Here is a 25686-nt window from a genome sequence, read left to right as displayed (position 1 = left end):
AAACGTAAATTAGCTCCCGCGATAGGTTGAATAACCATACTGACTTAATAACAGCGGCACATGATAGTGCTCATTCGTTTTGCTGATATGAAACTCGACGGGAATCTCCGGGAAAAACGTGTCCAGTTTTTTACTTTCAAAATAGTGGCCGGTTTTAAAAATAACGCGATAATCCCCCGGCGCGGCAGGTTTTTCCGGCCACAGTGCTTTAATACGCCCATCCTGGTCGGTATGTCCGGTGTTTAATTGCGCCCATCCGTTGTCCTTTTTCTGCTCCAGTACCACCTCCACGCCGGGCGCTGGTTTGCCTGTTTGCTGATCGAGAATATGTACGCTGAGGATATTGTTCCCAGCGGCCAGCGCCATTGCCGGGGCTGCAATAATAGACGCTATCACGGTAGCCAATATATATCGTTTCATGCTTCACTCCTTTACGGTATTGATGCAAGAAAATATATCTGGCGCGTCCAGGATTAACCTTACACGGACATTACAATTATGTCATCTTGTTGGAGATTGACGGATTCGCTAACAAGCCTATGGCATACTGCGTTGATGAAGATTTTATTGATTGAAGATAACCAGAAAACCATTGAGTGGGTACGTCAGGGACTCACGGAAGCAGGCTATGTGGTTGATTATGCCTGTGATGGACGAGACGGATTACACCTGGCCCTTCAGGAACATTATTCATTGATTATTCTTGATATTATGCTGCCGGGGCTTGATGGATGGCAGGTTTTACGCGCGTTACGCACTGCGCATCAGCCCCCTGTTATTTGCCTGACGGCGCGCGACTCGGTTGAGGATCGCGTCAAAGGTCTTGAGGCGGGCGCTAATGATTACCTTGTTAAGCCTTTTTCCTTCGCCGAACTGCTGGCCAGGGTGAGAGCTCAACTCAGACAGCACGTCCCTGTCTTGACCCGACTGACGATCAATGGTCTGGATATGGATGCCACAAAGCAATCAGTGTCAAGAAATGGAAAACCGATTTCCCTGACCCGCAAAGAATTCCTGCTCCTCTGGTTACTGGCGTCCCGGGCAGGAGAAATCGTACCCCGAACCGCGATCGCCAGCGAAGTATGGGGGATCAACTTTGATAGTGAAACCAACACCGTTGATGTCGCGATTCGTCGGCTTCGCGCCAAAGTAGACGATCCATTTGAAAAGAAGCTCATTATGACCGTCCGGGGGATGGGTTATCGATTACAGGCGGAAGTGTCGCAGAATGGTTAAGTTATCAATGACGCTGCGCCTGACAATTTCTTTTATCACCATACTTATCCTCACCTGTACCGGCATTAGCTGGACGCTCTATAACGCGCTGAGCAAGGAATTAACGTATCGGGATGATATGACGCTAATAAACCGGGCGGCGCAAATGCAACAACTGTTACTGGATGGCGCCAGGCCGGAGAATCTGCCGCTCTATTTTAATCGGATGGTGGATACGAAGCAGGATATCTTGTTGATTCATTCACCAACAGGCCATAGTGTTGCGATTAATCATAGCGGCATCCCCGACCAACGCTTTAACACAATTCCAGTGGTTAAAAACATAACCCGCGAAGCCTTATTTCGCCAGACGGTACAAGGAACAGAGCTGACCGCGGTACGGGTAATCGCCAGACGCGACGATATCCCGCTGACCCTTACCATTGCCAGGCTGGCGACGGAAAGGCGACAAATGCTGGAGCAATATCGTCGCAACAGTTTGCTGATGAGTCTTATCGCGATCCTCGTCTGTTCGGCACTCAGTCCGTTAGTCATCAGAAATGGGCTGCGGGCCATTACGTCGCTCAGCCGGCTCACCGCGGCGACAGATAGCGGCACACTTCGCCAGCCGCTGGCGGAACAGGCATTACCCGCCGAACTCAGGCCGCTTGGGCAAGCGCTAAATACCATGCGCCAGAAGCTTTCCGACGATTTTGAACGCCTGAACCAATTTGCCGACGATCTGGCGCACGAGCTGCGCACGCCGGTTAATATTTTACTGGGGAAGAATCAGGTGATGCTGAGTCAGGAGCGCAGCACCGAAGAGTATCAACAAGCCCTTGTCGATAATATTGAAGAGCTGGAGAGACTGTCGCGACTGACAGAAAATATTCTCTTTCTGGCGCGCGCGGAGCACCAGAATATAGCGGTAAAAAAACAGCCTGTTTCGCTAAATGCGCTGGTCGAAAATATGCTCGATTATCTTAGCCCTCTTGCCGAGGAGAAGGGCATCCGTTTTATAAGTCAATGTCAGGGGACGGTATGGGCTGATGAAATGTTATTACAAAGAGTACTCTCAAACCTGTTGACGAATGCCATCCGTTATTCTGATGAAAACGCCGTGATACGTATTGAAAGCGCTTATGAGAATAACATTGCAGAAATTCGGGTCGCTAATCCGGGAAGCCCCCCCGCCGATCCGAACAAGCTCTTCAGGCGTTTTTGGCGAGGAGATAATGCCCGCCACACCACCGGTTTCGGCCTGGGGCTATCGCTGGTTAACGCGATTGCCCTATTGCACGGCGGCTCGGCGTCTTACCGCTATGCCGATGAACACAACATTTTTTTGGTTCGTCTGCCTGATAACGTTTGATAGCTAAGGGCAGTACAGGTTCTATTCCCCTTCCCTGCCACAGGGCTATTGTTCTCAATACAACCTCAATAAAAAGAAAATAAGATATGTCGGTAAAGAGTATTGCCGACGCGATCACTTTCTCGGTTTCCAATCCAGGGTCAATTCATCCCATAACGCGTCATTCAGTGGGAATCTTTATGAAAATGTATCTTGCATTCGCCATTACGCTGCTGGGTATGGGTAAAGTCATTGCCTGTACTACCCTTTTGGTAGGCAATCAGGCTTCGGCTGACGGTTCCTTCATTATCGCGCGCAACGAAGATGGCTCGGCGAACAACGCCAAGCATATGGTTATTCACCCAATCGCGTTTCATCAACACGGCGAGTATAAAGCACACCGGAACAACTTTAGCTGGCCTCTTCCGGAGACAGCGATGCGCTATACGGCGATTCATGACTTTGATACTAACGATAACGCCATGGGGGAAGCCGGTTTCAATTCGGCGGGCGTCGGAATGAGCGCAACGGAAACCATTTATAACGGCAGAGCGGCGCTGGCCGCCGATCCTTACGTGACAAAAACGGGAATTACTGAAGACGCCATTCAGACCGTGATCCTGCCAGTGGCGCAATCGGCGCGTCAGGGTGCCAAATTACTGGGCGACATTATTGAACAAAAAGGCGCGGGCGAAGGTTTCGGCGTCGCTTTTATTGATAGCAAAGAGATATGGTATCTGGAGACGGGGAGTGGTCATCAATGGCTGGCAGTACGACTTCCGGCAGATAAATATTTCGTTTCCGCAAATCAGGGACGTTTACGCCATTACGATCCGGATGATAAAGCGAATTATATGGCGTCGCCGACGTTAGTAAGTTTTGCGAAAAAGGAGGGATTATATGATCCGGCTCACGGCAGATTCGACTTCCATCAAGCCTATTCGCAGGATAACAAAATCGATATCACCTATAATTATCCTCGCGTCTGGACGCTGCAACACCAGTTTAATCCGCATCTGAATACTGCCGTTAACGAAGGGGAAACCTTTCCCATTTTTTTAACGCCAATGACGAAAATCAACGTGGCGGTAGTACAAAACGCGTTACGCAATCACTATCAGGGAACGTCGCACGACCCTTATTCCAGTCATAATCCACAAGAACCATGGCGACCCATCTCCGTTTTTCGTACCCAGGAGTCGCATATTTTACAGGTCAGACCGAAATTACCGCAAGCTATCGGCGAAATAGAATACATTGCCTATGGAATGCCATCCCTTAGCGTCTATCTCCCCTATTATCAGGGAATACGTCATTATCAACCCGGATATGATAAAGGAACCGATCGGGCGAGTAACGATTCTACCTACTGGACATTCCGCACGCTGCAAACGCTGGTTATGCAGGACTACGATACGTTTGCGCCAGATGTGCAACGCGCCTGGAAAACATTTGAACAGCAAACGGCTAAGCAACAGCATACGATGGAACAGGCCTATCTGAGATTATATGCGTCGCATCCGAAAGAAGCGCAACGCTTACTACAAAATTTTGAAGATAAAACGATGCAAAGTGCGCAGACGCTCGCCCATCGTCTGACAAACAATATTATTACAACAATGACTTACCATACAGATATGAAATATCACTTTTCAAGTACGCAACTATAAATTTAATGGTAATCTATTAGCCACTCATAAACAATAAGATAAAGCGGCAGCAAAATTAGCCAGATATAAAAGACAATAATTATTATGGATTGATAGAGAGGATAGTTTATTACACTCCAGGAGAATATCAGTAAAGAGACAAAAGCGGCAAAAACCCAGGAGGTATATAAGCACGTTTTTCTTTTCAAAATAGCCCCCCCTCTCGCATAAGACGATAGCTACAGCTTATGTCCCGTATTACATAACTTCTCCCGACAGGCCTCTTTTACCCATGCTGAAAAATTTTGCGTCTTCTCTGATTTTAACGCGAATTCTATCTGTTCGAGCATGGAATAGGAAAAACGAATATTTTTCGTCACGGTCTTACTTGTCCGGGGCTTGGCTGGCATACACACACCTGTATAACATTTGATGTAACGCCGTTACTTTACGCAGGAGCAAATTGGTGAATTTGATCTGAATCAAAAAGACAGGTTTTCAATAAAAGTTGTGCCGTAAATTGTGAAGTTTGTAGATTTTATGAACATCTGATGTGCCGTTCTCCCCTCATCATCACCGCTATGTATGGGCGTCAGGACGTTCCCCAGCCTGAGCAGAAGTGTTTTTCCACTAAAAAGGACGTTTTCTTAAAGTTTCTGGCGAATAAAAACCACACCCTTTTAAGAGGTCGTTGAACCTGTCGAATGTTCCCACTACACCATTCAGGGATATTAAAACTGCTATGCAAATACAGAGCTTCTATCACTCGGCTTCATTAAGAACCCAGGAGGCTTTTAAAAGCCTACAAAAAACCTTATACAACGGAATGCAGATTCTATCTGGTCAGGGAAAAGCGCCGGCTAAAGCACCCGACGTTCGCCCGGAAATCATTGTCCTGCGAGAGCCTGGCGCAACATGGGGAAATTATCTACAGGATCAGAAGGCGTCTAACCACTCGCTGCATCACATCTATAATTTACAGCATGACCTTCTTACCGTCGCGGCAACGATTCTGGATAGACAAGACCCGGTACTAATGTCAATGGCAAATCAAATGGAGTTAGCAAAAGTTAAAGCGGACCGGCCAGCAACGAAACAAGAAGAAGCCGCCGCAAAAGCGTTGAAAAAAAACCTTATCGAACTTATTGCAAAGCAACAGCAGAGTGGTCTGCCTGCAAAAGAGGCTTACCGCCTTGCAGCAGCGACGTTTAGGGACGCTCAGGTCAAGCATCTTAATAGTCAGCCCTGGCAAACCATAAAAAATACGTTAACACATAACGGGCATCAATATACCAACACGCAGCTCCCTGCCGCAGATATGAAAATCGGCACACAGGATATCTTTCCCAGCGCTTACCAGGGAAAGGGCGTATGCAGTTGGGATACCAAGAATATTCATCACGCCAATAATCTGTGGATGTCTACGGTGAGTGCGCATGAGGACGGTAAAGATAAAACGCTTTTTTGCGGGATACGTCATGGCGTTCTTTCACCCTATGATGTGAAAGATCCGCTTCTGCGTCAGACCGGCGCTGAAAACAAAGCCAAAGAAGTATTAACTGCAGCACTTTTTAGTAAACCTGAGTTGCTTACCAGGGCCTTAGAAGGTGAAGCGGTAAATGTGAAATTGGTATCTGTTGGGTTACTCACCGCGTCGAATGTTCTCGGCAAAGAGGGAACAATGGTCGAGGATCAAATGCGTGCATGGCAATCGTTGACCCAACCGGGAAAAATGATTCACTTAAAAATCCGCAATAAAGATGGCGAACTACAGACGGTAAAAATAAAGCCGGAAATCGCCGCGTTCAATGTGGGTGTCAATGAGTTGGCGCTCAAGCTTGGCTTTGGCCTTAAGACATCTGATAGCTATAATGTCGAGGCGCTACATCAGTTATTAGGTAATGATTTACGCCCTGAGGCCAAACCGGGCGGCTGGGTTGGCGACTGGCTGGCGCAATACCCAGATAATTATGAAGTCGTAAACATATTAGCACGCCAGATTAAAGATATCTGGAAAAATAACCTTCATCATAAAGATGGCGGCGAACCCTATAAACTCGCACAACGCCTCGCAATGTTAGCCAATGAAATCGACGCAGTGCCCGCCTGGAATTGTAAAAGCGGCAAAGATCGTACAGGAATGATGGATTCAGAAATCAAGCGAGAGATCATTTGCTTACATCAGACCCATACTTTAAATGCTCCTGGCAGCCTTCCAGATCGCAGTGGACAGGAAATTTTCCAAAAAGTATTACTTAATAGCGGCAACCTGGAAATTCAGAAACAAAATACGGGCGGGGCGGGAAACAAAGTAATGAAAAATTTGTCGCCAGAAGTGCTCAATCTTTCCTATCAAAAACGAGTTGGGGATGAAAATATCTGGCAATCGGTAAAAGGAATTTCTTCATTAATCACTTCTTGAGTCTTGAGGTAGTATATGGAAAATCTATTAAATCGTTTATATGACGCGTTAGGTCTGGATGCGCCAGAAGATGAACCGCTTCTCATCATTGATGATGAGATACAGGTTTATTTTAATGAATCCGATCTTACTCTGGAAATGTGCTGTCCCTTTATGCCATTGCCTGACGACATCCTGACTTTGCAGCATTTTTTACGCCTGAACTATACCAGCTCTGTGACTATCGGTGCTGACGCAGACAATACTGCTTTAGTGGCGCTTTATCGCTTACCCCAAACCAGTACCGAAGAAGAGGCGCTAACTGGTTTTGAATTACTTATTTCAAACGTGAAGCAATTTAAAGAACATTATACATAATATATCAATATGCTCTCTTCAGGAGATAAAACGCAATGCGTATTCTCGTTACCTAAAGAGAAAAAGCCACAGTCTATATACAAACCAAAGATAACCCCCAGCGAATGTTATTCGCTGGGGTTGGTTTTTAGTGGAAATGTAAGGGGCAAACGCTCATCTCTCTCATGCTGATCTGTTTGTGGGAGAAATTTTATAGTATGCCTGCGTTCGCTGCGCTATTTTCATATCACTATAGCGCACTATTTATCTATTAACTATTGACTATCATCGCAGCTAAACCTGCAGACAGTGTTGCAGCAAAAATCGCAGCAATAGCTACCGCTGTCACACCAACGCCAGCCCCGACAGCTGCGGCGGTTTTGCCTTTAGAGATATCTTTTTTCTCAAGTGAGGTCAGGTCTGCCAGCGGAATTACCTGATCGGTACTCGTAATTAATGATTGTGGCGTAACTTTCTGGATAGTCACCGTATCCTGACTGCCATCTTTACATTTATATTGTACTACATCGCCTTCATATAGCGGAGGATCAAGAAGATAGTAGGTATAGTTTCTTTCTAATTGATGCTGACGGAGTTGTACGGGATTATAGGTTGAACATCCCGTCATCATCATGACGGTAGCAACCATCATTCCTGCCAATATTTTTTGATATTTCATCTTTTTTTCTCCCCTTCTTTCTCACCGATTGATAACGACCAATCATAATTTACCGCCAGATAGTTGAGAGTCAGTTAACCGTTATGATGATTTACCCGCCTGTTTATACAATGAGGACGCGCTGCACGACTTTTATAGTGATACTAATAACACAGTCGTTCTAAACCATTACTATACAGCAGTGTTATTGTTTAAATCATTAACATATTCAGACCGTGCGTTACTATATCTAATTTAATAATCATGCACTGCACCACAAATAAAAATTCATGCCTGCCATGTATGACCAAGAATATATATCAGGATGAGATGAACATCACTGTCGCTCAATTTTTCAATGCTACTTTGAATTTGTCGATTGCGTCGAATCACCTTCAGGTATAATGAGATAAATAAGCACAACAATCATCATCATAAAAAGTCGAAATGATGCCTCAACGCCGTGGTAAGTTTTAGTAGACATCCACATTCTAAACCATTCACCACCTATGGCAGCAAATCCCGCCAGCCAGAGAATAACCCCTAGTGTAAGGGCAACGATCCCCCATTTTTTTGAGTGAGTAAACTGTTCTGCTGACGCATTCCGGCAACAAAACATAATATATCCGCCATACCATCCAGTCACAGAGATCATTACTTCAAATGCTATAATAATAGAATATGCGATATGATAGGCTATAGGGTTAAGTACCGCTCTGTAACAGATAGTGGAAGACGGTAAAATTGACTCCATAGACATTACTAATTTTACAAATGCAAAATTAGTCTGGTAATCAGTAAGATTACCAAAAGCCACAAGAGTTACATAAAAGGATACGGCAGTAAGCGTTATAATTTTACTATATCTAATAATTAACATAAGTAGCCCTTTTCATGATATGTTTGGCGTAGAACGTAACACACCAAAGATAAACCAGAAGTCACTACGGACAATAAGAGCCAGCCTTCAGTCAATCAAATAAACCAGATGTTTTCATTAGCCGAAAATAATATCCATTGTCGCTATTTTCAGCAAATAGAACCCGTGCACAAGCATGCCTTCGTAAAAACCGGAGAGCCACAACACCACTGCCGTATTTGTCAGCGCTCGTTTCAGGCTAATTACCGCGACAATGCGCACAAGCAGGATGTGAAAAAAGTTATTTCTCAATGGCTCAGGCATCAGCGATACAGTACGAACCACTGAAAGTGGGCATAAACACCGTTATCAGAACCTTAAAAAACTATTAACAAAGCAGGTAATCAACATTGGCTTTATTACCACAGATGACTGGGGGAGTTATGAATATGAAGTTCCGCCAGAAATCCACTTATCAGCAAGGCATTCACACATCACATTGAGCGACATAATTTGAATCTACGGATACATATTAAGCGACTGGCACGTATATCGAGAGACAACATGAACCCCCTGTATACCCCATAAACTCTTGCACAAATGCAGATGCAGGCCCAACGGAGATAAAAAACAACCTATTTCGGCAGGACAAAAAATGACTCACCTCGAAAAAACCGAGCATTCAGCGGTGATTATTCGAATAGTTTTTTATTATGTAATCATGTTAAATATGATAACGATAATCATTCAGTAATGATAGAAACACATAAACAGAATTATATATTTTCATGAAAATTATTGCATACATACGGCTGATGCAGGGGAATCCATCAGCTATGACCTTTATTTTATTGATTCTTTTTTCCTCCTCCGTACCAGCAAAACAAAAAAACCAGGGAATCGTACATACTGATTTTATTAACTATTTAGTGAATAATGATCCTGTAGGTGTGAAAAATACTCTGCAATATTGTGATAAATGCCTGCAGAATATCGACCCTCTTTTTCTCGACTGGGCTAACGCTATTCTTGAGTATCACAAGAAAAATTATGCTGAATCAATACAATATTACAGAAAAATAATTTCAGCCAGGCCTGACTGGTACAGTGCAAGGTTACAACTGGCCACAGTCTTATATCTGAACAAAGACATTCTTTCGGCTGAAGAGCAACTGAGAAAGTTACGCAGTGAACATCTGACAGAAGAGGCGGCTGGTCTCATTGACAGATTTATTGCCAGGGTACAAAAAACAGATCACTGGTCATTCCGTGGTGGTTTTACATATCTGAATGAAAAAAACATTAATAATGTTCCACCGTCAGGACGTTCCATCAGAGGATGGAAGCCCGAAAAACCGCAGTCGGGTAAAGGGGTGATGTTCTGGGGAGAGGCGGAAAAAAGGTTTTCTCTTCCGGATAATTTTTTTGTTATTACCCGCCTGGCTACTTCAGGGAAAACATACTGGAATAACCATTCTTATGATGAGCTGGATGGCAGTGTTGGCGTGGGAGCAGGTTATCGGAATGTAAATACCATGGTCCAGTTTATCCCATTTTACGAAAAAAGTTATTATAGCGGAGGTCAAACATCAGATGGTGGTTTGCAGTCTTACTCTGATACAACTGGTATCAAGGTGGAAACAGAATTCCAGCTCGCATCACGTTGGCGTTTATATTCAGATGCTAAGTTGGATAAAAATGAGTATAAGAAAAAGACTTACCTTAACGGATATCGCTACTCGCTTAATGAAACTCTGATTTATTTCCCTGATTCACGCCAGTATATTTCTGCGGGTCTGGGATACAGTATGCTCAGAACTGAAGAAAAAGATAGCTCTTTCAATAAGTCAGCATTCCGGGCCGGGTGGATGTACGAATGGGATGGAGGTATATCAACGCTCTTACAAGCTGCTTATGGTTATAAAAAATACCTGGACGGAGACTTCTGGGGAATAAAACAAATGAACCATGAATATAGTACGTCTGTAACAGTATGGCATCGCGATATTTATTTTTTTGGAGTAACACCAAAAATAACATGGAATTATCAGAGAACTGACAGTAATCATCCTTTCTACGACACAGAGAGGAATCGTCTTTTCCTGAGTTTCAGCAAATACTTCTGAGAGGATACAATGAAAACCACTTTTATTATCACCAGCATAATCTTGTCGTGCAGCCTGTTAACGGCCTGCGGTGGCGGAGGGGGAAACAGCAGCAAAACACATAGTACCACCACGAGTGAATCCACTCACGTCGTGAGTATCACCACATCAGGAACCCCCGGTTCATCTAATAATAATTCAGATGAGATAACTGAAACCGTCGGCTCCACGGGAAATGATTCCACCGACAATACGGGGATACCTGCAATTAGTGAAACTAGCGGAACTAGCGGAACTAGCGGAACTAGCGGAACTAGCGGAACTAGCGGAACTAGCGGAACTACGTTACAGAAAGAGCCTGTAATATCAACGCCGTCCAGTGAGACTCGTATTCCAGAGGCTAAGTACAGCTCAGGCACCATCCTTACCCGTACAGTAAATGATACGGACTCCAAAATACTTCATAGAAATGATGTAGTACGCAATCCTGATGCCTTTACTCTCAGAATGAAAGACGGTGAAGTTGTCGTGGATGTCAAACCAATAAATACCGGCGATCCGGCTGACTACCGTGAGCTGGTATCAAAAAATCTTAATATCCTGAGGGATAAAAGTGGTGAGGCTGTCGGTTTTTACGGCATCGTGGAAACGTATACGAGTGAAACTACCCGAAATCTGTCAGGCAAAGAAAAATATGGCAGAATGGATTATATCGTTGCCATGAACGGAGAAGAAAAGAAACTCCCTTCTGTCGCGGCTGACTATACCGGTAAACTTTACTACGATCAGGAGCAGGCCGCAGGAAAAGAAGCCGATATCAGCCTTCGTTATGAAGATCGTCAGGTTACCGGGGCCATACTAGATAAAGATCGCCCACATTTCAGCATGGAAATTGATACCCGAAAACCTCACGAAGTGGACGAAGATGGCAGTTTCATGGCCGTGTTAGTGGGGACGAATAACCGTGCAGACACCAACATGCACGGGTACATTTATGGCAATTTTTACGGAAAGGACGGTGAAATCGTCGCCGGTTCGGTCCACTCTAAAGATGATGACAGCTGGGGTGGCGTGTTCGGGGGAGAAAAGCAGTAATAAATATCAGGAGGTGGTATATCCACCTCCGCTAATTTTAGTGGTGCGGCAGGAATAACCCTGACCGGTCCCCCCGCAGCCCGCAAGGCTGACACAAAATAGGCATCCCCCGGTCATATTTCTCGAACAACACCGCTAGCCTCCACTCAAAAGACTATAAAAAAGAGTCCGGAATCTGTTTCTTCAACCATTATCTGACAAACCGCACCCTGCCGGAAATCTGTCATATAGTTTATTCATTGTCAGCTCTGCAAGACGATGATTTACTGCCGAATTAAATAACCCAGTTCATCGTTTGAAAGTTTATACCGGTTTGACTCTGCTACTTTCACCTGGGTTTCCTTATTCTGACATTTTCTGAACTAAAAGAACCAGTCCTGTTTATTTTTCTTCATTACTCTCTCTGCTATGAAATTTTTTCTTATTTCCCCGGCATTTATTGCTACCTTTTTCCTTATCTGGTTGTCGATAAGGCATTGACGTAACCAGTCTCATGACAACGGCTAACATGGCCTTACTTAACATGTTTTATTGATATGAAAATGTTATTGTTGATATAGCCTGAACCGTGCCTGCCTGAATGTCTCCGGTGCGAATATAATTAACTTTAAGACTGACCGCAGGGGCAGGATCTCCCCTGTATGTTGAGAATCGCCACTGGTTTGTATTTCCTTTTACTGAGGAATCTGGGCCGAATCTTAAGGCTTCAGAGTGTCCGTCTTTATATATCTTCAGACCCATCCCTCGTGCTGTTGATGCGTTATCCAGTGAAAGTACCGGGCTCTGGTTTGCCGGGTCCGTGGCATCCGTCAGTGTTGCATAAACATCTATGTTATCCTGGCATTTTAACTGTAAATTGAGTTTTCCTCCTGGTACCTCTGAGCCGACTGACGGGAACTGTTTTTTATAGGCGGCAGCTAACTGAACAGTATAGTTACGTTGCGAAAGACTGCATGTTTTTGTTTTAACAAAGAAATTAAAACCGTTCAGAATAATAAATGAGGTGCCTCCCAGATTGTTGACCCCACTGTTACTTGATGTGACTGAAAAGTTTCCCACATGAACAGGGGGGACATTAATCCACCCGGGTGCAAGCCTGCCCAACACAATGACGCCAATCCTTATCGATGCCCCCATTCTTGGGACAAGATACCATCGGCCATTAGGCGGTATAACGTCCATCAGATTATTCCCTTTCATCTCCACTCCTTCGCCAAACCCGCTTTCCTGACTGTCCGCTATCGTAAAAGTCACCCCGATGTTAGGCACACCAATATCGTAAATATCCTGCCCGTTATACTGGCCCATGACCGGACGGGTTATTACAGCCTGCCCTCTGAGATAATATGGCCAGCAGTAATCAAACAAGACGTTTTCACTGTAATAAGCACTTTTACCCACCTGGTACGGATAGGAAGACGCATCAGCGGGAGCATCAAGATTACTGAACCGTATATCCGGTCTGAGAATAAAATTTTTAGGTGTGTTATTGCAGAAACGGGCCGCTGCGCTCTGCCCAGACTGGAAAAGAAAAAGAAGTATAATGAAGTAACGCATTTTAGCCGGCAACGCCTTCATAATTGCAGTCTCCCTATCCTCAGTTACATTGTCGGTGGATAACATGCCTGAGTTTTTCATCTCAGCACCCGTTACAGACCCCGGCTAATTAAGAGCCAGGAATACAGCGCATATTACTTTTCAATAACCACAGTTATTGTTTTTGCGGTTTCATACAGCGGACTGGCAGTATGGTGACTACGGGTTTATCCGTCTGGCGTTTTACAACAGAGTGATAAGAAAAGATGCAGTGATCAGCAGCATACCGTCCCCATATCACCTTTATGGTTCCTTTATCCTTCAGACCCCGGGCAAAAAGTCGTCCTCCCTGAACAACATACCCAACAGATTTACCCTGAGCATCAAAGGCCTCGGATGCCATAGGAGGGATGCTTCCGTCTGACATTCGTATATCAAACAACATTGCTTCACCTGACTGCGTGGTGAAATTCACCAGCGTCGCACTGTTTGCCCGCGGAATAATTTCCTGTTCTGTCGCTGACAGCTCAACATTCATCGGCAACGCTTCGGGATCGATACTGACCGCATTTTTTTCATAAGGTGTGACAGAAGGGACGATACCGTTTCCCCATGGATCGAGACGATTGCCCGGAGAATTATTAATGGTTGCACCACCGGCGCCTTCCGCATGGATAATAGCGAATGTGTCACTCAGATCGTTACTCAGGGTGATACCAAATGGATGAGCCACGACGGCACCGGAAACGCCAAGCGAGGTCTGGCGGTGATTAAGACTGTCGTTACCGGCTGTCGCGGTTAAATAAGCGTAAGGCGAACGGTAACCGGTACTGGCTGAATATCCGGAACCGCCTTTTTCCATCGCGCTGGCAGAAAGGCCATATGAAAACTGATTGTCCTCTCCGGCAACCCCGCTGACCGAGGTCTGCAGGCTGTTTCCGGCACCTTTGCTGCCATTCAGCGTGGTGGATAAGAGCGGACTCTGCTGACTTTCCCCCAGAGGAATGGAGAAATTCACATAAATACGACGATCATCACGCAAATTGTCAGTGTCAAATGACCGGGAATAACCCACCTGGTAGTTCAGCCGCCGATATACGTTACTGTACCCTGCCTGATATTCGCTGCGGGTCCCTTTACGGCTCCAGTAGCTGTATGTTGAACCCGTCAGATAAAGGTTGCCCCTTCCTGCTCCCAGTTCCTGGTTTACTGATAACTGAAACTGGTTTCTCGGGCGAAAGAACATGCTATTTCTGGCCTGGCTGTTTTCGAAATAATCCACCCGGTTAGCCCACATGGCATCCCGCAGGTTGTAAAAGTCTTTTGACATATACCGATAGGCGGCCAGTGTCAGGCTGGTGTTTGTTAATGGCATACTCACATTGTAGCTGGCGTGCAAACTGTACCCTTTTTGCGTACGGTCATTACGGCTCAGTTTCGTCTCCGAGAACGTGATATCAGATGCAATGGCACCAAATGGGGTGTTAAATGCCGCGCCGGCAAGAGCTGCAATATAATGTGGTGTTGCCATCACCCCGGAGTTTACCGTCACATCATTCACTAATCCGTACTGCAGAGTTCCCTGAAAAACAATTTCATCCAGATTATTGTCTGCATACCGGTAGCGGCCTGTTGATACCTGGTATCGGGTATACCCGGGACGGACAAGTTGCGCCACTGAAGCAAACGGAACAGTAAACAGGCGTGTCTGTCCGTTTGCTTCTGTCACGCTGACCGTCAGGTCACCACCATATCCGGAAGGATAGAGGTCATTGACGGTAAACGGTCCAGCCGGAACGGTTGTTTCATAAATGATATTCCCGTTCTGTCTGATGGTTACTTTTGCATTGCTGCTGGCGATACCATGTACCACCGGCGCATAGCCTCTCAGGGAGCCCGGTAACATCCGGTCATCGGATGCCAGTCTCACTCCCCGGAGGCTGACATTTTCCATCAATTCTCCTCCCGTACTGAAATCCCCCACCGTCAACTGACCACGCAGGGCTGCAACATCATGCCGGAGGTTGGTTTCTGTGCTACGGTACCCCCCGGTACGCCCTCCGGACCAGTTTCCCCTGTGTCGTAAAGCAAATCCGGCAAAATTGAATCCTGCTCTGATCCCCAGATACGTCCTGTCTTCCTGTGTACCGGCAACCCGGTAACGGTAATTATTCAGGTTATAGTTAACAAACGCGGCAGGTACCCCCGTCTGCCACTGTGCCGGAGAGATATAACCGCGGGGACGATGGATAAGCAGCGCCTGGGGAATATCGATATTCAGACGCAACTCTGATGGTTCAAACCGTATTCTGGATACCGGTATGACAGAAGAAATATCCGTACAACCGCTGCTATTTTTTATTATCCTGTCACTCAGCGCTTCTTCGTTTAAATCCAGTAATGATAACAGCTCGGGTGTCAGGCAGAGGAGAGTTCTGTCCATACCGGATGAAAGATTAAAACGCAGTACCGCTCTTCCTTTCCATTCTCCATTAAGCCAGATATCGGAGTAATATTCACCCGGCGGAACAGGTTGTCCATGACTGAAACGCTTCACATCAATAATGTTTTCTCCGGGTATATGTTGTAAAAATACCGGATTAAATTCGACATCGGCTGCCGCCAGTACATCCCTGTTTACCAGACACGGCAATATAATGAAAAGCAATAATACCGATGGCCTGCCTGTTGTTGTCCTTTGTAACCGGCATTTGTTTTCCACTGTTCATCCTTTACTTAATTGATGACTTGCCTTCCTCATAACCACCGTAATCATTAATGACAGTCCAGATGACGCTGGCACCGTAAAGGTTTTTCCCCGGCAAGGTGAACTCTTTAACAGAATAAGGTGAAACCATCCCCGGCTGCGTTAATGACTGAATATCCCTGTCAGACTTCAGTGCAATTTTTTTATAGGTAACAAAATAAGGTGTCTGATTATCAGCCCTGAGGAAGGTCTGGTTTCCTCTGTTTACCCGTGACCACGTAACCTGTCTGGCGGCATCCGCTACAGATTGATTTAAAGTTGCAGGCCGGAAAAAAAGTTTAATACGACTGCGGACAGCAAGCTGGAGATAATTTACATTACCGACATCCGCCTTTTTTCCTCCGAATTCAGGCCTGGGAGGAATGTCAAGTACATTCAGATAAAATACCGACTCTCTGTCCCGGGGAAGAGGCTCCCCGGTATACATAATTCTTAAAGTCTGTCCTGTTCCCGGTTCTATTCTGGAGACCGGAGGGGTGATGACAAAAGGAACCCTGACAGATCCCGGAGAACCAGACGCATCCCCTGTATCGAGCCATGCCTGAACCAGTGACGGTGAATTATCACCATTCTGGAGCTGCACATTAATACTTTTTTTCTGCTCCGGATATACCACCCGAGTCCCCATAATAACAACGCTGGCGCAGGCAGAAAAAGACAGCAGTCCTGATATAATCAAGAGTATCAGTCCGGGCATGGTAACCTCTGTTCAGACAGGAAAAACCGGATTTGCTGCAAAACACTCAGGGAGAATTATTCGTATGCAATCGTGTAATTCACGGTAGCGGCCACATCCCCGGCTGTTGCAGCGCCTGTTGCATAATATCTGGCGTTATAACGCAGTTTTACATCTGAAGCGTCAATCCGGGTTGCTGTGGTATTCTGAGAGGAGACATCTTTACCCAGGGTAATCGGAGTATTTCCATCGGCGTTTAATAACTGAACCTGCACATTAGTTGCCGTTCCCGTATTATTCAGATTCCCGGTAGTAAAATCAGTGGTGGCGTTGGGTTCAAAATAGGCTTTTACACTTTGACCACCGGAAGACGATCCGGTATCACATCCATTCAACTCAATCACAAATGGTGTTAACGCCGCTGTTTTAGCCGGAGTGTCCAGAAGTGTTTTTGAAACAGCCGGTAGCGTCACGGTTAAATTTTTACTGCCGGTTGCCACCGAACATGTCTGGTCCAGAATTTTTCCCACAAAATTAATTGTGCCGTCATAGGAAAGAACACTGGCGGAAAAAATAAACGACAACATACCTGTGGCGATGAAAGTCTTTTTCATGCAACTGCTCCTCAATAACAGCATTAAGTACGATTACCAGCATCAATGAAATAAATACAGACAAGACCTTTATAAATACAAACCAGGAGTTATCTGACAGAAAGTATTATTGACGGCAACATAAAATTCAACGTGTTTATATCGTTTGATCACTAATTAATTGATAGGAAACAACTATCAAACATTAAAAATCGATCGTCGTTATCGATCTGGCATTCTATTGCCACTTACTTATCTCTTTGTTTTATAATCCCTTAAAAAACATAAAGTCACGAACGGCTTCATTAGCATCCTGGTTTATCTGTTACCAGCTCTGGCTAACGTCATAGCATATGGAATATTCTGAGCGGGCTATCTTTTTAAGCCAACATTATCCACAAAGAAATAATAACCATGTTTATCTCCCCCTGTAATGCCCCTCTTTATCTGATGACTGAAATAATGAACTGACTGCCACCAGTAATCCGCCGATTATCTGCCCTCCATTGCGCTCACATAAAGAGTGATGCACGGTAATACATTAAGGTAAATAAAAACTATTCGGCCTTCCCGAAAGTACCACAGATTACATCCCGGGATACATTATTCCGGGATGCCCGGCAACCCTGACTCACGGGGAAAAATGAATGATAAATCCCGTGCTATTAAACACTAACAGGTAGCGAAATATTAAGTCGATGAATCCGCGAAAATGCCTGGGCAAAGAATTGGCAGGACTGTTTTGCTCTCCACAGAAGCCCGGGATTACGGAGATAAATATCCTGTTTCCAGAACCACTATAACTCACTAAAAATCAGCATGGTAAACCGCCGGATTACCCTTTTACCGCATCAGTAAAACTCATCTCCTATACACATTTCACGACGTGATATTTTACGTTATTCATTTTTTAGGATTTATCTGTTCATTTCTACAATAAAAGTCATGTAAATTGTGTGCCATTGCACAGATAACAATCAGGCTGGAAATAAGTTTGCCAGTTTCAGCCGATGAATAAATGCGCCTTAATAACACATCTGTGCGACTGGAGAGGTGATGTTAAATCTCCTTAACATTCAGTTGCTACTGCCCGCTTTATTCCCCGTGAGCGGGACTTTTTACTCGCAAATGTCTCTGATATCACAAAGGTAGCCATGCCCGGATATTACAGAATCCCCCCCGGATGGGAAAACAGAAGACGAAGACAGGATGACGATGTGCTTCTGGAGGCCACGGTGACTGTAGATAAGACAATACAAATACAGGTAGAAAATACGTTCATTCGATGGCTAAAAACGAGGGAAAAGGGGGCAGTTTCTCTTGATAATAAAAAGATAACATGCTGGTACTGTGGCGGAGTATGGCTTCATTACACTGTCAATACTAATGTGATTTCTTTATACCTGCACTCGGGAGGCGAGGATGCCTTTGACTCTCTGGCTGACTGTGCAAATGAAATCGCCCGGCTTTTATATCAAAACCACTCTGACGTCAGCATCAAATGGACTGAGCATCCACACCGGCGCAAATACCTTAAGGATACGACGGGCACTTAACCGATAAGCTTTTTTTTACACCGCGTTCCGGCACCGATGGACAGTACGGTGATTGCGGTGGCCTTCAGCAGGGACAGACCGTGAACTCAGCCCTGAGTGCGCCAGGTATGCGTTTACGGACACTAATACCTGAAGAGATACCGGAGAGTCGAATTGCCAGCCTGCTGTATCCGGAATCCGACAGCCCTATCCTATAGCCAAATTAATCCTTTTATCACGCGCGCCCTTTAGACCAATATGCCATAAAGTTAATCGCTTTGTGCTCGACGCCACACTCACCAATTAAATAGCGGCGCAGTCGCTTGACGACTGTGGACTCTGCGGCTACCCATCCATAAAACTCTGTGTTGCTGGTTGTGGCTTTATCCCAGATAATATCCCCTTCGGCTTCTTCTCGCACCGTATCGTGATGGCGACTTTCGGGTATTCTCGCATGCGTTTTCACGGCCTGAATCAGACATTCACCGTGCTTCACCGCCGAGGAATTACGCGGCAACCAAAAAATTTTGGCGAAATTAAACTCGCTTAAATTCGCACAGTCACCCTGTTCAGGAACTTCAAAGAACGCCTGAACCTGTGGCGGGTTCGTCTGTTCCGCCAGCATTTCCAGGATTCCTCGCGCAGCAGGGAGCGCCGTCTCATCAGCAATGATTAATGCATTCCGCAGTCCATGAGGGGGCGTCCATTCATAGCCGCCGCTGTCTTCAACATGCGTCGCATCAGGCGCCACCATCTGAATGGCATCACCGGGTCTGGCATTAATCGCCCATGCCGAAGCCGCGCCTTCTGTACCATGATTGATAAACTCCACGGTGACCTCCTGGCAAACAGGATCGACATGTCGCAGCGTATAAGTACGGATAACCGGGCGCTTCTCTTTTGGCATCCCCCGCACAAGCTGATACCAGTGCCCTTCCGCAGGTAACGACGGCGGTGTACCGTCTTCGGACGGAAACAGTATCTTAATGCGCTGATCCGGCGAGTCGCACTTCATCTGCGACACCTCCTGTCCGCTGAAAACCAGGCTCAGCAGCGAAGGGGAAAGCTCCGTCTTACGCACCAGTTGAACATTGAACAGGCGGTAGCCCTGAACTCCAGCCATAACTTTTCCTTACGCTTAAATCGCAGAATGCTGTGAACGGTAGCGGCTGCGCCAGATAAAGCCAGATACCACAGTAAATAACACAGCGACAAACAAGGCCGCCATAATCAGCGCCGCTGCGGTGCCAGTTTTCGACACCAGCGGCACCAACAATGCACAAAGCCCATAGCCAAGCGTGTGGCTGGTAGCGATCCAGCCCGCACCTGCGCCGTCTGTCAGCTTATCGTTCAGTAAAAGCTGATAAGCGGGCGTTGCCAGAGCGGCCCCAAACGATAGCGCCGCACAGCCGAGGTAAAACAACCATAGCTGTTCGGCAATCATTATCGCCAAACCACTAATCATCAGCGCCCCGGCACTCAAGAGCAGCGCCATCGGCGTCAGGCGCTGAGGGCGGAGCACCCCGAACTGTGCGATAAGCGCAGCAACTGCGGCCAGACCCAACAGCCACGCAATCTGATGGCTAATGGCGGCAGTATCCGTGGCGAACTGGCGAGTAAGGGCGGGCGAAAGACCAAGCTGCATCATGCTCACCGCCGCGGCTAACAGCAGCGCACAAAGCAGATATGGCAGACAATTCAACCTCAGTCTGGCGCTCTTACGCTCCGCTGCGGGCTGTGGCGGCATGCCCGGCAAACGCAGCAGCATCAACAGCGCCAGCAGTGGGGCTGCCATTAGCAGCCCTATCGGTGCCAGAGGGTGAATTGCCAACATTGCCGCAGCGCACAGCGGCCCGAATAGTCTGCCGCAGCTCAAGCCGGAGCTAATGGTCGCCAGAGCGGTCATGCGATTCTCTTTCCCCGCTCTCTGCAATGCCCAGACCTGACAGGCTGGCACCATCGCCGACACGGTAAGCCCGTAAACGATCCGCGCGATGATTAATATTCCCAGTCCCACCGCTGTCGTTACGGCGTCGGTCGCCATTAGCACGCAACCCAGTCCGAGCAGCGTAAAGCTTGCGCTGTATCCTCCCAGAGCCCACAGCACCACCGGCTTACTGCCCACACGGGTAATTTGCTTTCCCCACCACGGGGAAGATGGCAGGAACAGCATTGAGCCGAACATCAGCAAAGCCGCCCAAATCGACAGGCTCAGGCTTGTCTGAATCACCAGCACAGGGATCGCGACCAACAGGCCGTTTTGCCCGACACCCAGTAGCCCCACGCTGAACGCAAGCGGCCAGCAGGACAATGGCTTTTGCGGCGTTTCCGCTATCTCCACAGACGTCACGATATTGCAATTCCGTATATTAATTGTGTTTATTTGTAAAATTAATTCTACAGATTCTAACAATTGCCATTGATAATGAGAAACATTATCGGCAAAATTCGCATTATCATAACGCGTGGGATCTATTTGATTATGACTTTGCCAACTAAAACGCCGGCCCTGGATGTAGCTGCGCAGTGTTTCCTGAATTCCCTAGTTCGTGAAACCAAAGACTGGCGGCAGACTGAATACCAGCCAGCCGAATTGATCATCCCGCTGGGCGAACAGCAGGCACTCCATTTCAGAGTGGCTTATTTCTCCCCAACCCAGCATCACCGTTTTGAGTTTCCGGCTCGTTTGGTCACAGCGTCCGGTAGTCAACCCGTCGATTTCACCACCTTCTCCCGGCTTATTATTGATAAGCTCCAGCACCAATTCTTGTTGCCCGCGACCCGTTGCGAAACCTTCCATCAGCGTGTGATGGAAAGCCACGCCCATACTCAGCAGGCGATTGACGCTCGCCATGACTGGGTAGCCCTGCGTGAAAAAGCGTTGGACTTTGGCGAGGCGGAGCAGGCTCTGCTGGTCGGGCATGCCTTCCACCCGGCACCTAAGTCTCATGAACCGTTTAATCAGCAGGAGGCCGAACGCTACCTTCCGGACTTCGCTCCCCACTTCCCGCTGCGGTGGTTTGCGGTGGACAAAACGCAGATCGCCGGTGAAAGCCTGCATCTCAGTCTGCAACAGCGGTTGACGCGTTTTGCCGTAGAGAATGCGCCGCAGTTACTCAACGAATTAAGCGACAATCAATGGCTATTCCCGCTACACCCGTGGCAGGGGGAGTATCTATTGCAGCAGGAGTGGTGCCAGGAGCTTGTCGCTAAAGGGCTGCTTAAAGATTTAGGCGAGGCTGGCGAGCCGTGGCTACCGACCACCTCTTCTCGCTCGCTCTACTGCGCCACCAGCCGCGACATGATCAAATTCTCCCTGAGCGTGCGTCTGACCAACTCCATACGTACCCTGTCAGTGAAAGAGGTGAAGCGTGGAATGCGCCTGGCCCGCCTGGCGCAAACCGACAACTGGCAGACGTTACAAGCCCGCTTCCCAACCTTCCGGGTGATGCAGGAAGATGGCTGGGCTGGGCTGCGCGATCTCCACGGCAACATCATGCAGGAAAGCCTGTTTGCCCTGCGTGAAAACCTGCTGGTGGATCAGCCACAAAGCCAGACTAACGTACTGGTCTCTCTGACTCAGGCCGCACCGGATGGCGGTGATTCGCTACTGGTTGCGGCGGTAAAACGCCTGAGCGATCGCCTCGGCACCACTGCACGGCAGGCCGCCCACGCATGGGTCGATGCTTACTGTCAGCAGGTGCTAAAACCGCTGTTTACGGCTGAAGCGGATTACGGTCTGGTGCTACTGGCGCATCAGCAAAATATTTTGGTTCAGATGCTTGGGGATCTGCCGGTCGGGCTTATCTACCGTGACTGCCAGGGCAGTGCGTTTATGCCTCACGCGGCAGACTGGCTTGACACCATTGGCGAGGCGCAGGCGGAAAACATCTTCACCCATGAGCAGTTGCTACGTTACTTCCCTTATTACCTGCTGGTTAATTCCACTTTTGCCGTGACCGCCGCGCTGGCCGCAGCCGGGCTGGACAGTGAAGCGAATCTGATGGCGCGCATACGAACTTTTCTGGCTGAAATACGTGAACAGGTGACCCATAAAACCTGCCTCAACTACGTGCTGGAAAGTCCGTACTGGAACGTAAAAGGTAATTTTTTCTGTTATCTGAACGACTACAACGAGAACACTATCCTCGATCCCTCAGTGATCTACTTCGATTTCGCCAATCCGTTGCTGGCCCAGGAGGGCTAAATGTCTAAGACAAATATCGTTCACAGCGGATATGGACTGCGCTGTGAAAAACTTGACAAGCCTCTGGATCTTGGCTGGAGCCAGGACAATAGCGCGGTACTGCACTACCCGGGGCCGCTACCGACAGGGTGGCTGCGCGACGCGCTGGATCAGATATTTATCGCCGCACCGCAAATTTCAGCGGTGGTTCTCCCCTATGCCGAATGGCGCGAGGAGCCACAGGCGCTGACGCTTTTCGGGCAGGTCAAAAGCGACATCATCCACCGCGCCGCCTTCTGGCAGTTACCGCTATGGCTGAGTTCTTCGGCAAACCGGGCCTCCGGCGAAATGGTTTTTGATGCAGAGCGTGAGATTTACTTCCCGCAGCGCCCACTTCGTCCGCAGGGAGAGGTTTATCGCCGTTACGATCCACGCGTTCGCAAGACGCTGAGTTTCCGCGTTGCCGATCCCGCTCTTGATGCAGAACGGTTCACCCGCTGGATGAACGATCCGCGCGTTGAGTATTTCTGGGAGCAAAGCGGCTCACTGGAGGAACAGATCGCTTACCTGGAGCGTCTGCTCACCGGTAAACATGCGTTCCCACTGATCGGCTGCTTCGACGATCAGCCGTTTAGCTATTTCGAAATCTACTGGGCGGCAGAAGATCGCATTGGTCGCCACTATTTGTGGCACCCCTTTGACCGTGGCTTGCATCTGCTGGTTGGTGAACAGCAATGGCGCGGAGCCCACTACGTGCAAAGCTGGCTGCGCGGACTGACGCATTACCTGCTGCTGGATGAACCACGCACGCAGCACACCGTACTTGAGCCTCGCGCGGATAACCAGCGCCTGTTTCGCCACCTTGAACCTGCGGGATACCGGACAATTAAAGAGTTCGACTTCCCGCACAAGCGCTCGCGCATGGTGATGGCGAATCGCCATCACTTCTTCACGGAGGTCGGCCTGTAATGAATCACAAAGATTGGGATTTTGTTAACCGTCAGTTGGTGGCAAAAATGCTGGCCGAGCTCGAATATGAGCAGGTTTTCCACGCTGACTCTCAGGGTGACGGCCGCTACTACATTAACCTGCCGGGTGCGGAATGGCACTTCAGCGCTGAACGCGGCATCTGGGGCTGGCTGTGGATTGATGCCCAAACCCTGCGCTGCGCGGATGAGCCGGTTCTGGCGCAAACGCTACTGATGCAGCTAAAGCCGGTGCTGTCGATGAGCGATGCCGCCATTGCTGAGCATATGCAGGATTTGTATGCCACGCTGCTGGGTGACCTACAGTTGCTGAAGGCGCGTCGCGGGCTGAGCGCCAGTGACCTGATTGATCTTGATGCCGACCGCCTGCAATGTCTGCTAAGCGGCCATCCTAAATTCGTTTTTAATAAAGGCCGCCGCGGCTGGGGCAAAGAGGCGCTGGAGCGATATGCGCCAGAGTATGCCACCCCCTTTAGACTGCACTGGCTGGCGGTAAAACGTGAGCATATGGTTTGGCGCTGCGACCGCGAGCTGGATATTCAGCAATTATTGACGGCCGCGATGGATCCGCAGGAGTTTGCCCGCTTCAATCAGATCTGGCAGGAAAACGGGCTGGACCATAACTGGCTTCCGCTGCCGGTACATCCGTGGCAGTGGCAGCAAAAAATCGCCCTCGATTTCATCGCCGATCTTGCCAGGGGCAGAATGGTTTCCCTCGGCGAGTTTGGCGACTTGTGGCTTGCGCAGCAGTCGCTGCGCACCCTGACCAACGCCAGTCGCCAGGGGGGGCTGGATATCAAGCTGCCGCTGACCATCTACAACACCTCCTGCTACCGGGGGATTCCAGGCAAATACATTTCCGCCGGGCCGCTGGCCTCACGCTGGCTGCAACAGGTTTTTTCGACCGACGCCACGCTGATGCAAAGCGGCGCAGTAATCCTCGGTGAACCAGCGGCGGGCTATGTGTGCCATGAAGGCTATGCCGCACTTGCCCAGGCCCCCTACCGCTACCAGGAGATGCTCGGCGTTATCTGGCGTGAGAATCCGTGTCGCTGGCTGAAGCCGGACGAAAGTCCGATTCTGATAGCGACACTGATGGAGTGCGACGAAAACAACCAGCCGCTGATAGGCGCATATATCAGCCGCTCCGGGTTGGACGCTGAAACCTGGCTTACGCAGTTGTTTCGGGTGGTTGTGGTTCCGCTGTATCACCTGCTTTGCCGCTACGGCGTCGCGCTTATCGCCCACGGACAAAATATAACGCTCGCGATGAAAGATGGCGTACCACAGCGCGTTCTGTTGAAAGATTTCCAGGGCGATATGCGGCTGGTGAAAGATGAGTTCCCGGAGATGAACTCTCTGCCTCAGGAGGTACGTGACGTCACCGCTCGCCTGAGTGCCGACTACTTAATTCATGATTTGCAGACCGGCCACTTCGTGACGGTTCTGCGCTTTGTTTCGCCGCTGATGGCTCGCCTTGGCGTACCGGAGAGGCGTTTTTATCAACTGCTGGCAGCAGTGTTGAGTGATTACATGCAGGAACATCCACAAATGTCAGCGCGCTTTGCGCTTTTCTCACTCTTCAAGCCACAAATCATCCGCGTGGTGCTGAACCCGGTAAAACTGACCTGGCCTGACCAGGATGGCGGCAGCCGCATGTTGCCGAATTACCTTGAGGATCTGCAAAACCCGCTGTGGCTGGCAACCAGGGACTGAA

23 protein-coding genes and 1 pseudogene are annotated in these 25686 nt (G+C 48.1%); 13 read left to right on the top strand and 11 right to left on the bottom strand.

Translation table 11 applies throughout. The features are described 5' to 3' along the window. Positions 1-9 precede the first annotated feature (9 nt). Complete coding sequence (gene hiuH / locus AC3G3F_RS12750) at positions 10-420, bottom strand: hydroxyisourate hydrolase (protein WP_023248727.1); 411 nt, start codon at positions 418-420, stop codon at positions 10-12. 135 nt (positions 421-555) lie between these two features. On the opposite strand from hiuH, the gene hprR reads away from it, so the two are divergent. The 4 genes from hprR to AC3G3F_RS12730 all read left to right on the top strand — a co-directional run bounded on the left by hprR (position 556) and on the right by AC3G3F_RS12730 (position 4446). After that, entirely contained in the window at positions 556-1236 is a 681-nt protein-coding gene (gene hprR / locus AC3G3F_RS12745) for a response regulator transcription factor HprR (RefSeq protein ID WP_063390318.1), read from the top strand. After that, positions 1229-2587, top strand: a complete 1359-nt coding sequence (locus tag AC3G3F_RS12740; RefSeq protein WP_023248729.1) for a heavy metal sensor histidine kinase — start codon at positions 1229-1231, stop codon at positions 2585-2587. Before hprR ends, AC3G3F_RS12740 begins: the two co-directional genes overlap by 8 nt. Before the next feature lie 179 nt (positions 2588-2766). Next, positions 2767-4236, top strand: a complete 1470-nt coding sequence (locus AC3G3F_RS12735) for a C69 family dipeptidase (protein ID WP_488395097.1) — start codon at positions 2767-2769, stop codon at positions 4234-4236. A gap of 108 nt (positions 4237-4344) precedes the next feature. Then, entirely contained in the window at positions 4345-4446 is a 102-nt protein-coding gene (locus AC3G3F_RS12730; protein WP_044136463.1) for a hypothetical protein, read from the top strand. An 8-nt stretch (positions 4447-4454) separates the two neighbouring features. Here AC3G3F_RS12730 and AC3G3F_RS12725 read toward each other — a convergent pair whose 3' ends face one another. Then, the gene (locus tag AC3G3F_RS12725; protein ID WP_023248731.1) at positions 4455-4625 is read right to left on the bottom strand and encodes a YlcI/YnfO family protein; all 171 of its coding nucleotides are present in this window, start codon (positions 4623-4625) and stop codon (positions 4455-4457) included. Positions 4626-4957: 332 nt separating this feature from the next. Here AC3G3F_RS12725 and AC3G3F_RS12720 point away from each other — a divergent pair, with 332 nt between their 5' ends. Both AC3G3F_RS12720 and sigE read left to right on the top strand, forming a co-directional pair. After that, positions 4958-6637 carry a type III secretion system effector inositol phosphate phosphatase gene (locus tag AC3G3F_RS12720; RefSeq protein ID WP_088734029.1) on the top strand — a complete coding sequence of 560 codons (1680 nt, stop codon included), beginning with the start codon at positions 4958-4960 and terminating at the stop codon, positions 6635-6637. Positions 6638-6652: 15 nt separating this feature from the next. Next, on the top strand, positions 6653-6994 hold the full coding sequence (sigE, locus tag AC3G3F_RS12715; protein ID WP_023248733.1) for a type III secretion system chaperone SigE: 342 nt from the start codon (positions 6653-6655) through the stop codon (positions 6992-6994). A 250-nt stretch (positions 6995-7244) separates the two neighbouring features. Here the strand turns inward: sigE and AC3G3F_RS12710 are convergent, their stop codons facing one another. After that, positions 7245-7652 (bottom strand): hypothetical protein, encoded by a 408-nt coding sequence (locus AC3G3F_RS12710; protein WP_063390316.1) that lies wholly within the window; start codon positions 7650-7652, stop codon positions 7245-7247. A gap of 340 nt (positions 7653-7992) precedes the next feature. Continuing rightward, complete coding sequence (locus AC3G3F_RS12705; protein WP_063390315.1) at positions 7993-8511, bottom strand: DUF2165 family protein; 519 nt, start codon at positions 8509-8511, stop codon at positions 7993-7995. A 290-nt stretch (positions 8512-8801) separates the two neighbouring features. Between AC3G3F_RS12705 and AC3G3F_RS12700 the strand changes: the two genes are divergently transcribed. The 4 genes from AC3G3F_RS12700 (at position 8802) to AC3G3F_RS12685 (ending at position 11690) form a co-directional block, all read left to right on the top strand. Next, positions 8802-8882, top strand: coding sequence for an IS1-like element transposase (locus AC3G3F_RS12700; protein WP_488395127.1), 81 nt, complete (start codon positions 8802-8804; stop codon positions 8880-8882). An 82-nt stretch (positions 8883-8964) separates the two neighbouring features. Further along, a complete protein-coding gene (locus AC3G3F_RS12695; protein WP_077944456.1) occupies positions 8965-9078 on the top strand; it encodes an IS1 family transposase in 114 nt (37 codons plus the stop codon). Positions 9079-9278: 200 nt separating this feature from the next. Beyond that, on the top strand, positions 9279-10616 hold the full coding sequence (locus AC3G3F_RS12690) for a surface lipoprotein assembly modifier (protein WP_053510724.1): 1338 nt from the start codon (positions 9279-9281) through the stop codon (positions 10614-10616). Between the two features lie 9 nt (positions 10617-10625). Further along, positions 10626-11690, top strand: a complete 1065-nt coding sequence (locus AC3G3F_RS12685) for a transferrin-binding protein-like solute binding protein (protein WP_121767776.1) — start codon at positions 10626-10628, stop codon at positions 11688-11690. A gap of 183 nt (positions 11691-11873) precedes the next feature. Here the strand turns inward: AC3G3F_RS12685 and AC3G3F_RS12680 are convergent. The 7 genes and pseudogenes from AC3G3F_RS12680 to AC3G3F_RS12650 all read right to left on the bottom strand — a co-directional run bounded on the left by AC3G3F_RS12680 (position 11874) and on the right by AC3G3F_RS12650 (position 21147). Continuing rightward, positions 11874-12085 (bottom strand): annotated as a pseudogene (locus AC3G3F_RS12680) (Hha/YmoA family nucleoid-associated regulatory protein). A gap of 133 nt (positions 12086-12218) precedes the next feature. Beyond that, positions 12219-13328: a fimbrial protein gene (locus tag AC3G3F_RS12675; RefSeq protein WP_488395093.1), complete on the bottom strand. Its 1110-nt coding sequence runs from the start codon at positions 13326-13328 to the stop codon at positions 12219-12221. Positions 13329-13401: 73 nt separating this feature from the next. Next, positions 13402-15948 (bottom strand): fimbria/pilus outer membrane usher protein, encoded by a 2547-nt coding sequence (locus AC3G3F_RS12670; RefSeq protein ID WP_079836511.1) that lies wholly within the window; start codon positions 15946-15948, stop codon positions 13402-13404. Between the two features lie 10 nt (positions 15949-15958). Beyond that, complete coding sequence (locus tag AC3G3F_RS12665; protein WP_023247010.1) at positions 15959-16690, bottom strand: fimbria/pilus periplasmic chaperone; 732 nt, start codon at positions 16688-16690, stop codon at positions 15959-15961. A 56-nt stretch (positions 16691-16746) separates the two neighbouring features. Further along, positions 16747-17283, bottom strand: a complete 537-nt coding sequence (locus tag AC3G3F_RS12660; RefSeq protein WP_488395090.1) for a fimbrial protein — start codon at positions 17281-17283, stop codon at positions 16747-16749. 1749 nt (positions 17284-19032) lie between these two features. Continuing rightward, entirely contained in the window at positions 19033-19920 is an 888-nt protein-coding gene (locus AC3G3F_RS12655) for a siderophore-interacting protein (RefSeq protein WP_023247013.1), read from the bottom strand. 15 nt (positions 19921-19935) lie between these two features. Beyond that, positions 19936-21147 (bottom strand): MFS transporter, encoded by a 1212-nt coding sequence (locus AC3G3F_RS12650; protein ID WP_023247014.1) that lies wholly within the window; start codon positions 21145-21147, stop codon positions 19936-19938. 132 nt (positions 21148-21279) lie between these two features. Between AC3G3F_RS12650 and iucA the strand changes: the two genes are divergently transcribed. From iucA to iucC, 3 genes are read left to right on the top strand one after another with little or no spacing between them, the layout of a single operon-like run. Further along, positions 21280-23004 (top strand): aerobactin synthase IucA, encoded by a 1725-nt coding sequence (gene iucA, locus AC3G3F_RS12645; RefSeq protein ID WP_149667662.1) that lies wholly within the window; start codon positions 21280-21282, stop codon positions 23002-23004. Beyond that, positions 23005-23952 carry a N(6)-hydroxylysine O-acetyltransferase gene (gene iucB / locus AC3G3F_RS12640; protein WP_085425556.1) on the top strand — a complete coding sequence of 316 codons (948 nt, stop codon included), beginning with the start codon at positions 23005-23007 and terminating at the stop codon, positions 23950-23952. After that, positions 23952-25685, top strand: a complete 1734-nt coding sequence (gene iucC / locus AC3G3F_RS12635) for an aerobactin synthase IucC (protein WP_023247017.1) — start codon at positions 23952-23954, stop codon at positions 25683-25685. Before iucB ends, iucC begins: the two co-directional genes overlap by 1 nt. Position 25686: the final 1 nt, after the last annotated feature.

This window comes from Salmonella sp. FC25216, assembly GCF_057751355.1.
This window is presented reverse-complemented; position numbering and strand designations above follow the sequence as displayed.